Below are 9,619 nucleotides of genomic sequence, written 5' to 3' on the forward strand. Positions count from 1 at the left end.
GAAGTACGAGAAGGCCGCCGATTGCCTGAGCAAGGATCGAGACACGCTACTGGCGTTCTACGACTTCCCGGCCGAGCACTGGAAACACTTGCGGACGACCAACCCCATCGAAAGCACCTTCGCCACCGTTCGCCACCGCACCATCCGATCGAAGGGCTGCCTGTCCAACAAGACGGCACTCGCGATGGTCTTCAAACTGCTCGAGGCCGCGCAGAGAAGCTGGCGTCGTCTCGATGGCCACAACCAGTTGCCAAAACTCGTTGTCGGTGTGACATTCAATGATGGGATCGAGGTCATCGCCAAGCCGACCGACCGCCAGCCCATAACCGCCGCCGCCTGACCGGCTCCGGCCGTCACCAAAATTTGGCGATAGCTCAAATTGCGTTGGGCCGAAGCAGTATTACGAATTGTTTTTCTTCTCTGTTCGGAAGCTGGGTCGAGGTTTCTCAGCTCTTCCTTGGCCAGGCTCTCGATCAGGCTGGCGTCATCGTCATAAGCACGAAGTCCTTGTTGGGGCTCGAGACCCAGGTATTGTCGAAGGAGATCGAGTGGGGGTGTCTGCTTTGTGGCTTTGCTGTACGCCGCATAATCTGCGCAGTCAATGACGACTGCTGCTTAGCATTGCCCTCGATACGGTCCATGATGCTCGGCCTGCCCTCTCTTTGAAGCCAATCACTAAAAGAGCGTAGCCTGGAAGCCCTCGCCGAAGCGCAGATTTTCTCCTTGCGAGTCGCGTCGGATCCAAGCTTGGATAGAGCGTCCGTTAAAAAGTCACTGATCGTGGAGACGTCCTTCGGATGAGCCGACAACGTTTCGCGCCCCATCAGGCGGGGCCCGGCACCGACAGCTTGGAGCCCGTCAGCCCCGATCCTGCGGAGATGAGACAATGCCGCGCTGAGGCGGTCACGATCATCGCCGCCAGCTACGAAGTACTCGTTGATGTCGTCGGCGAGCGACCTTGGCTCATTGAATGCCCGAGGAGCCAGGGGCCCCTTGTTCTGCGCTCGGAGCCAACGAGCAAACGCGTTGAGCGCTTGCACATTGCCCTTGATCGTTGCAAGCGGGACCTTTCCAGTCCCGCGGCCTCTGGTACCATCGGGATCTACTCTGTAGTCTTTGACGTTTTCCACGAACTGGCGGATCATCCGCTCGTCTTGGGGGTGCATCGGTTGCTCTCGCGTACCCACCCCAGCTGGAGCAGATATGGGATTTCCAGCCTGGAAATTCTGGAGTGTATCCAAGGCTCCACCCACATAGTTCCTGCTATTGGCGCTCGCCACCTTCTTAAATTCATCTTTATAGGCTGTCAGCAGATCAGCATTGCCAAGCAGGTCGTTCAGAGTGACGCCTTTGGGTTGGAGGAATTCGCTGAACATTCGAAGAGCCATCACATAATTCTCGATCGTCTTCGTTTTACGGTTCGCGCTGCCCAATGCCGTCTTGAACTCTTCAATCAGCGCTAGGTCTGCTTCGGACGGGCGACTGCGCTTTGCAAAGTCGATGCGAAGCTCCGAGTAGACGTCATCAGAGGCTGGGCCGCCGGACCACTTCTCACGGTGATTTCCTCCAAAGACTTTGCTTAACCCTGATTTGACCCGAGAGAACAGTCCACGCGGCTTATTGTCCTTCGTCCGCGCCGTAGGTTGTTCCTCCGAGGGCGCTGCGTAACGCATGCTGCTGAATGGCCTGTCCTGCAAGTCAGACCGGTAATTATTTGCAGGCGAGCCAAGATGAGCGTGCGGAACATCGACACTGTGACGCGTGCTGCTGAACGAATTGTCCCGCAGGTTGTACCTTGGCCGCATTCGCATCGAACCACCAACGTCCGTACGCTGGATGTTTTCATGCGACCGTGCGGCTGAACTGTCGGGGGAACTAACCCCGGAACTCTCCTCAGGAGAGCGGAGTTGCAGCTCGCCCAATTGCTGCTCGAAGCCAGCTTGATCCGCAGGGTCGACGTCGGCCTCTTGCCCCGCACGCTGCAACGCCTGCTGCTCGGCGTACCAGCGCATCCAAGAGTTCGGATCGTTATAGATCGGTTCCACACGACTCTCCTAAGATGAGAAGATTCTTCATAGCTGCCCCGGAGCCACACTCCGGCGCATTGACCACAGAGACTCCGGCTTCAAAAAGCCGGGCGTCAAGATCGCCAAATTGAACAAAAAGGGACTGTTATCGCGCGTCGCTCCGAGCTCGTGCATTACTCACACCTGCCCGGTCTTGGCTGCTGCAGAAAAGCGCCCCGGCTCCTGGGCAACAGGTGACCGCTCGCCAAACTCAAAACGATCCAGGAGAAACGAAACCCAAATACTCGCACGACTCAAAAAGCCACGGTGTTGCCGCCCCTCCTTCCGGGACATCGCATGCGGCACATCGGCGACCGACATTGGGCCGCCCCACTGCTGTTGGAAGGCGACCGGGTTTCAATACTTGCACTGCAAGCTCTGCTTCCTCTTCAGGTCAACGTCCTCACATTCGCTACAACCAACCGAGCCGCTCCGAGTGATCATGAAGCTTCAGAGAAGGCCGTATGTATGATTCAGACTGTACAACCTGACGCTACGTAGACTTCAAGCCCCCATCGCTGTCGCGTCGAGCCTGCTTGGGTTTTCATACCCGTTTCACGATGCGGCAAATCCTCGCAGCTTGGTGATCTACCCCGCTTTCGAGCACCTTAATTGCGCGAGGCGCGCCGCCGCCGATAAGACGTGTTGGCAGTGGCGTAAGCGCGAAACTTTGGCCGTTCAGGCTTGGAAGTTCAGGGCATGAGAGTATCGATCTGAGAGATCGGCCAGCGCCGCGCGATCCGTTCGAGAGTTTGCGTGAGCCAGGAGTGCGGGTCTGGTTGTTCATCTTCGTTGGTCTGCAGCAGCGTGGCGATGGTGGCCGAGGTCCGGCCACCATGGCTGCCCGCGAAGAGCGCGTTTTTTCTCGTGATGGTTGGTGGCCGGATTGCGCGCTCGACGGCGTTGGAGTCGAGCTTGATGCGACCGTCGCTTAGGAAGCGCTCGAGAGCGGTGCGCCTGGATGTGGCACACGGATCGGCCTCAAGCGTGTAGGGCATCATGGGCGATCGTCCCGGTCGGAAGCCATACGAGGATGGCAAGAAGTCGGTTGAAATGTTCCTGAATGCTGTGCTGTGCCTGCCTCACGTAATTTGCTCCCCAGTGGGATGGGACTGCGGGCGCGATAATGAGGCAACTGAGCATGGCGATTCGGAGAGAGCTGACGGGCGCTGTGGGGCAGCGCTACAGAGAGGCGAGCCGCGCGGAGAAGCGCGAATTCTGGACCAGTTTGTGCTTGTGACGGGCTTGCATCGAAAGCATGCGATGCGCCTGCTCCGAGGCGAGATGAGGCAATCCTCGGTTCGGCGCACCCGTCGCCGGATTACGAGGAAGCTGAGCGAAATGCGCTGGTAGTGCTTTGTGAGGCATCCGACCGGATCTGCGGCAAGAGGCTGAAAGCGCTGCTGCCGCTCCTGATCGAGTCGATGGAACGCAACGGTCACATGGGCCTGGCTCCTGAAATCCTGTGCGAAGCTACTGGCGGGGAGCGCGTCCACGATCGATAGGGCGCTGGGCAAGATCCGAGAGGAAGGTGGACGCCAGCGGTGCCGCCCGGTGGCGAGCGCAGAGCGACGGAATCCCGGTACGGACGTCCGCCGGCTGGAAGTATCCGGCGCCGGGCTTAGTCGAAGCCGATCTGGTCGCTCACAGTGGGCCCTCGGCGCGCGCCGGTTTTATACAGACGCTGGTGCTCACGGATATTGCGACCTGTTGGACGGAGTGTGCGCCGTTGCTGGTGCGCGAGCAAACGCTCCTGAGCACCGTGACGACAAAAGTTCGCCGACAGCTGCCGCTCTCGCTGCACGGCATGTGAGCAGATGAACATCGAGTTCACGCGTTGCCGACCCTACCGCAAGAACGACCAGGCGTTTGTCGAACAGAAGAACGGAGCCGTGGTCCGACGCATCATCGGTTATCGGCGGTTTGAAGGACTTGAGGCGGCTGCGTGAGCTATCGCCCAAAGTTGGTGACGGCGGGAATCGGAAAGGCGGCATATCGTGGGGGTGCTTGACGCCTCCACTTCTCCACCGAAGGAGCGATATGCCGTGTCCAACGATAACGTCATCCATCTGATTCTGCACAGATTTCCGGCTGTTGCGCCTCGAAAATGCATTTTTTGAGCACCACACAAGGCTACTCGGCCGTGTTGTGGCACGAATAATCGTTATTACTATCGGCTCAGCAAAACGGGACCTGATCTAGTTCACACAAAAGAAAGTCCGTGATTTGCGGCGAAAATGCCGCAAAACGTGAAAATCCCGCAGTTTTGCGGTGTTTTCTTGCAAGTGAGGTAACGGGACCACACTTTTGGCTCTGGATCGATGGGTACCGACGACGAACGTGTGGATCTGTGCCCTTGCAGCGTGCGTACGTCGGCCCCGTGGCCCAAGCGAGCAGAAGGAGTTTTAAGATGTCTAAGCCGCCCCACCCATCTCATCCGGAGCATCCTGACGTGCCGCCGGGCCCGCCCAGCGATACGCCTGGCAACGGTCCGCCACCGCACCCCGGCAAGCCACCCGGTCCTCCCGAGCCTCCCAAGCCGCCGCCACGTGTCGTGGGGTAAGGCGAGTGGGCGATACTGTCCTGCAGCCAAGGGGCGGAATACCGCAGTGGGATCTACGCTTTCCCGGTCGGCTCCAGATGGAGCTCGACGCGTTTCAGTCCGAAAACGTAGATCCTCGCCCCGAGGACGGTGCTCTGCAAGACCACCGACTTGTACTTGATTTCGAGTGGCCTCATGAGGGCGGAGTTCTTCCACTCAGGGCGGTATATCCGGACAGTTATCCCTTTCTTCGGCCTCAGGTCCTGCTGCGGGATCCGGTGCCATTTCGCGATCGCAGACACGTTGCCCCCGACGGCACCTTGTGCCTTATCGGCAGGGATAGTCGGCAATGGACCTCTAGTCTGACGGTACCGGCCCTACTTCGAGAGATGCTCACCGATGCGCTGAAGGCAAGCGCCAATGAAGATCGGCAGGGCGAGCCAGCGGAAGTTTGGTGGAACGGATCGCCAGTAGATGACCTTCCATACTGCCTGATCGAGACAACTTGGGATCTCTGGGCCAAGCGTATCGATTCAGGTCGGCTTAGTGTCAAATACACCATCGAGAATGGCGAAACGGAGACGCCTCGATTGCGCGCGTCGGTGACCGCGGTTTTCGCACAGGATGGCGCTGTACTGGCAGACTGGAACAGACGACTCCCCGCGTTTCTCGCCAATGGTAACGCGAGGGACCTAACCATTCCGTGGGAACGTCTCGATACAACTCCGAATCCCGGGACCGAGGACGTTCTGCGGAATCTCATAGGCCTCGAAATCGCTTCTTCGTCTCCAGTTTTTTCTTCATCGTCCCTGTCCACACGGCGCTTCCGTTTGAATGCTTTCCTTTATCCTTCCGAGCTCGAGTGGAAGCGGAACGGGGACGGCTGGCTCTTCGCACTGTCTGTGGGCAGCAAAAAGAGTTTCCAAGGCCGCAAACCCCTGTCAGGGGGCATCGTTCGCACCTTACGGGCGGGTGTTTCCGATTTGGCTTCGAGGGCGCCGCAAGCGTCTGATCGATCTGCCAAGAAGGTTTGCGTCATCGGCACGGGTGCCATCGGAGCGCCGCTCGCAATTGATCTGGCTCGCAACGGCGTCAAAGAGCTCAGGCTACTCGATTCCGACATCGTTGAGCCTGGCAACTCCATGCGCTGGCCGTTGGGGGCGAGCGCCTGGGGACGGTCGAAGGTTGAGGCTCTGGATGCCTTCATTAAGAACGAATTCCCCAACTGTGACGTGCGCTTTATCAAGCACCAATTGGGGACGCAGTCGCAGAAATATCCGTTCAGGGATGAGCGCGCCTTGACCGATGCGGCCGACGGAGTTGACCTGGTTATCGACGCCACGGCGGCGTACTGGAATATGTCATTCATTCACGACTTTACGGCGCGGCTCGGCCTTCCCGTCATGGCAATGCATGCATCGCCTCCGGTTAGTGGAGGTGTCGTGGTGCTCTATGGTCCGGAAGGAGGTTGCCCCGCTTGTCTTCTGCGCGCTTGGGACGACGGCTTGATCTCCAAACCGCCTGGCCTTGGTGACGAAAGCGGTCTCGTCCAGCCTCCAGGTTGCTCAGAGCGAACGTTCACAGGTGTGTCTTACGATCTGCAGGAAATCTCGTTGCATGGAATGCGAGTCGCTTCAGCTTTTCTTGCTGCCGGTGGAGGGAACGGCTCAACTACCGTTCACACGCTGAGTTTCAATGAGCAGGCTGGGGTAAAACTGCCCTCGTGGCGTAGCGAGATCTTGACCCGACATGCGAACTGCACATGCAAGGCCTAGCCGCCTGGATTTCGTCGCCGTCACTGGAAAAATTGCGCGGTGACGCCGACCGCTTCTACCCGAACGAGACCGGCGGGGTGCTTACCGGATATTGGGCCGACGATGCTAACGTCGTGATCACCGCCGTGATGGGGGCAGGTCCTGCCGCCGTCCATAAACGCTATTCCTACGAACACGATCACGTTTGGGAAGCGGCTCAGATCGGCTTAGAATACGAACGATCGGGGCGTACGAACGTGTATGTCGGTGATTGGCACACACATCCTGATGCATTGTCTGGCCGTCTTAGCGGGACCGACAAACGCGCGTTGCGGCGCGTCCTTCTGTCACGCGACGCTCGGTTGTCTAAGGTCCTGATGCTGGTTCTGTTCGGACGCCCACAAGAGTGGCGGGCGGATGTGCGGGTCGCCGAGTTCAGACGGGTGTCGGCTTGGCGCTGGCGCCGCAGCTTGTCAATCGAGTCGGCTCGACTGCAACGGTATGACTAAAGTGTCTTCTGGAACCCGCTAGGACGCGAATTTTCGGTCGCCGTGTATCACTATTACTTCAGCTTGTAGGTGCCGTTTAGCCACCCTGCAGCAGCTCCTCGACGACCCCGGACACGCTGGTCTTCTCCCGGATTGCCCGTATCTTGGCTTCTTCGATCGTCTCCTCGGCGATCAAAACCTGTAATGGCGCCTTGCCCTCGGGTGTCAATCGGCCCTTTAATTGCGGTTTGTTGTCAAGCTACCATTCTTCCTCTCTCCAGTGACACGCCGGTAGCGATTGCTCCGTCGGAGCTGATCAGGTTGTGGAGACGGAGCGATCGCGGATGGCGAGACGATTGCCTAGCGGGCTTGGCAATCGACGTCGTTGGCGGCTTCGTCGGGTTGGGTTGATGTCGTAGCTGGGGTCATGGTCCTTTCCGAGGTCGCTAGCGCCTCATGATGATGTCCGGATCGGGCGCCTCAACGTTTGCAGCGGAGTGCGGGCGAACCGCCACCAGCCGATTGACCGAGGTCACCACGACCACCGTCCCAGCGGGACATCGCCAGTCCGGCGGACCGGACCAGGAACTTGCGAGCAAATATCAGATTGGCTTCGGCTGGCCCCAGTCGAACGATGTGCCATCGACCCAGATGCAGTGGAGAATCACGGCGATCTTTCGGGCGATGGCGACCTTTGCCTTCTTCATGCCGATCCGCTTGGCGAGCTTCATGCCCCAGGCCTTTAGGGAAGACCACTTTTTGGTTCGATAAAGAAGGACAGTGGCGGCCTCGAACAAGTAAGTTCGGAGAAGCCGGTCGCCCCATCGAGATATCTTTCCGTTGGTGTCGGTTTCGCCGGATTGGCTGCGCCTCGGCGTAAGGCCTAGGTAGGCGCCGACCGTCGAAGCCGATCGGAAGCGCGAGGGGTCATCGATCGTGTGGCGGAACGTTAGGGCCGTCACGACACCGACCCCCGGGACCGTCATCAGGCGACGCGTCGTGTCGTCCAGCTTTGCCAACCGGCGGACCTCGTCGTCGAACTTACCTTGTTGTTGACAAACGTTCTCATGGATCGAGAGCAGCGGCGATATCACGCTGAGAAGCAAATGATCGACGCCCAAGAGTTCGCTGACCTGGTTGCGGAATTGTTGGCCGATCGCGCGAGGGAACAGCAATCCACATTCCTTGATCAAGCTGCGAACTTGGTTCTCGATGTCTCGGTGCATGGACACTAGCCGAGATCTGGCGACAAGGATCGCTCGGATCTTCTGGCTTTCCTCACTTTTGACTTTTACCTCTCGATACCATCCAAGCCGCACCAGTTCGGCAAGCCCTCGCGCATCATTCTGATCGCTCTTGTTCATTCGGACCGACAAAGCTGCGTGCGCATGCCGAACGTCGATGCAGACCACGGGAAGCTCAACCCTGCGGAGTTCATGCCATAGCCAACTCGCCATAGCACCGGTCTCGAAGCCGATACGCTCGGCATGAGGCGCATGTTTGTTAAGCAGGTCAGTCAAGGCACCAGGATTAGACTTTGCTTTCCCTTCGAAGATCACTTGACCAGTCTCGTTGACAACGCACACAGCGGTTTCTCTCTGTGAGACGTCCAGCCGGACGTACTGCTTCATGGGAGCTCCTTCGAATCATTTAATTGCGAGGCTCCACGATAACGGAGGTTGTCTGCCACGAGTGCCGACCGCAATTACGTCATCGTTTGCAAATTTTTGCAGGCCGAATGACACTCGAGCACCGCTCGTCCCTTTTCCGTGATGCGCCACCCTCCATTCAAGCGCTCGACGAGTTGCTGCGAAAAAAATCGAGCTCTGGCACACGGGCGCCCATTCTCTTGGTGCGCGCCGCCCAATCCGGACCGCTCGTGGCCAAAATGGCCATGTCTCGCTTGAGATCCGGCATGGATGCGAACCCGTCCGGGTAGCTGACAAAGATCTTCAACACCGTGACCTGGAAATTCACATGAGCGCTATCAGAGTTGTCTGCATCTACCGCCACATCGTTGGCGCGGAGCGAAGAGCTTGCATTGCGACCTGCCGAAGGCGCTCCGCTGTGATCTCACCTTTGTTGGCGGCCTCCAAGATCTTGGAAGCGACATGGGCCCGAGTGCCGGTTTCGCTGCGAGGCAGACCGTCGCAAACCTCCTCAAGAACAGCACGCAAAAGCGCAGTGGTCGTTGCGTCCAACACTTGGCGACTCCGCAAGGCGCAAAGAATGGTAGCAGAGGAAGCACGGTGAACCGCTCAAAGAGACTACTAGCTGATTCCAAAGTCGAGTATGAACTTCACCACAGTCGTCGTTGCTCGTAGGTGCCCGAGACGTTGCTGCTGTGCCCTCCACGTACAGGGTAGTTGTGCTGGTCTTGCTCCGCCACTCCAGTGCTGGAGGAACCGCATCGTTGGTGGAATTCAGCGCTGGAGGGGCTCTTTTTGACGATTTTCGCCGCGATGTCCGTGCGATGTCTCGCCACTTGCCAGAGTGTCTATTTTCCACCACACGGCGAATCCATCTCCGGGGCAGCCGCGGCGGGCGTTCCGGTACAGACAGACCATCGGTGTTTATGTCCGATCGTTTTTCGTTCTTTGAGATTTCCTTTAAGCGCCCTGAGCGAAGCTGGTCATGGTCCGTCAGCACGAGCGAGGGCACGCCGGTTATGAGCTATCGCCCAAAGTTGGTGACGGCGGGAATCGGAAAGGCGGCATATCGTGGGGGTGCTTGACGCCTCCACTTCTCCACCGAAGGAGCGATATGCCG

Annotated in this window: 8 protein-coding genes and 3 pseudogenes; 4 read left to right on the top strand and 7 right to left on the bottom strand. The window is 58.4% G+C overall.

The genetic code is table 11. The features are described 5' to 3' along the window. A partial coding sequence (locus IVB42_RS13270; protein WP_247469853.1) for a transposase occupies window positions 1–340 on the top strand: 340 nt, incomplete at its 5' end. Between the two features lie 133 nt (window positions 341–473). Here IVB42_RS13270 and IVB42_RS13275 read toward each other — a convergent pair. The 3 genes and pseudogenes from IVB42_RS13275 to IVB42_RS13285 all read right to left on the bottom strand — a co-directional run. Continuing rightward, window positions 474–2,045 carry a hypothetical protein gene (locus tag IVB42_RS13275; protein WP_247470374.1) on the bottom strand — a complete coding sequence of 524 codons (1,572 nt, stop codon included), beginning with the start codon at window positions 2,043–2,045 and terminating at the stop codon, window positions 474–476. A gap of 159 nt (window positions 2,046–2,204) precedes the next feature. Continuing rightward, window positions 2,205–2,387 carry a hypothetical protein gene (locus IVB42_RS13280; RefSeq protein WP_157643078.1) on the bottom strand — a complete coding sequence of 61 codons (183 nt, stop codon included), beginning with the start codon at window positions 2,385–2,387 and terminating at the stop codon, window positions 2,205–2,207. Window positions 2,388–2,758: 371 nt separating this feature from the next. Further along, a pseudogene (locus IVB42_RS13285) lies at window positions 2,759–3,034 on the bottom strand (transposase); the annotation flags it as partial. Between the two features lie 158 nt (window positions 3,035–3,192). On the opposite strand from IVB42_RS13285, the pseudogene IVB42_RS13290 reads away from it, so the two are divergent. From IVB42_RS13290 to IVB42_RS13300, 3 genes and pseudogenes are all read left to right on the top strand, one after another. Then, a pseudogene (locus tag IVB42_RS13290) lies at window positions 3,193–4,012 on the top strand (ISNCY family transposase); the annotation flags it as partial. A gap of 694 nt (window positions 4,013–4,706) precedes the next feature. After that, a complete protein-coding gene (locus IVB42_RS13295; RefSeq protein WP_256466965.1) occupies window positions 4,707–6,383 on the top strand; it encodes a ThiF family adenylyltransferase in 1,677 nt (558 codons plus the stop codon). Further along, window positions 6,371–6,871 (top strand): Mov34/MPN/PAD-1 family protein, encoded by a 501-nt coding sequence (locus IVB42_RS13300; protein ID WP_018460470.1) that lies wholly within the window; start codon window positions 6,371–6,373, stop codon window positions 6,869–6,871. Before IVB42_RS13295 ends, IVB42_RS13300 begins: the two co-directional genes overlap by 13 nt. Window positions 6,872–6,947: 76 nt before the next feature. On the opposite strand, the gene IVB42_RS42040 is transcribed toward IVB42_RS13300, so the two are convergent. From IVB42_RS42040 to IVB42_RS13315, 4 genes and pseudogenes are all read right to left on the bottom strand, one after another. Continuing rightward, window positions 6,948–7,079 (bottom strand): hypothetical protein, encoded by a 132-nt coding sequence (locus tag IVB42_RS42040; protein WP_018460471.1) that lies wholly within the window; start codon window positions 7,077–7,079, stop codon window positions 6,948–6,950. A gap of 373 nt (window positions 7,080–7,452) precedes the next feature. Beyond that, window positions 7,453–8,481, bottom strand: coding sequence for an IS110 family transposase (locus tag IVB42_RS13305; protein WP_247287490.1), 1,029 nt, complete (start codon window positions 8,479–8,481; stop codon window positions 7,453–7,455). A gap of 113 nt (window positions 8,482–8,594) precedes the next feature. Next, window positions 8,595–8,827: pseudogene (locus IVB42_RS13310) on the bottom strand (hypothetical protein); the annotation flags it as partial. A 26-nt stretch (window positions 8,828–8,853) separates the two neighbouring features. Beyond that, window positions 8,854–9,054 (bottom strand): hypothetical protein, encoded by a 201-nt coding sequence (locus IVB42_RS13315; RefSeq protein WP_247363768.1) that lies wholly within the window; start codon window positions 9,052–9,054, stop codon window positions 8,854–8,856. Window positions 9,055–9,619 lie beyond the last annotated feature (565 nt).

The organism is Bradyrhizobium sp. 45, assembly GCF_023073155.1.
Taxonomy (GTDB): Bacteria; Pseudomonadota; Alphaproteobacteria; order Rhizobiales; family Xanthobacteraceae; genus Bradyrhizobium; species Bradyrhizobium canariense_D.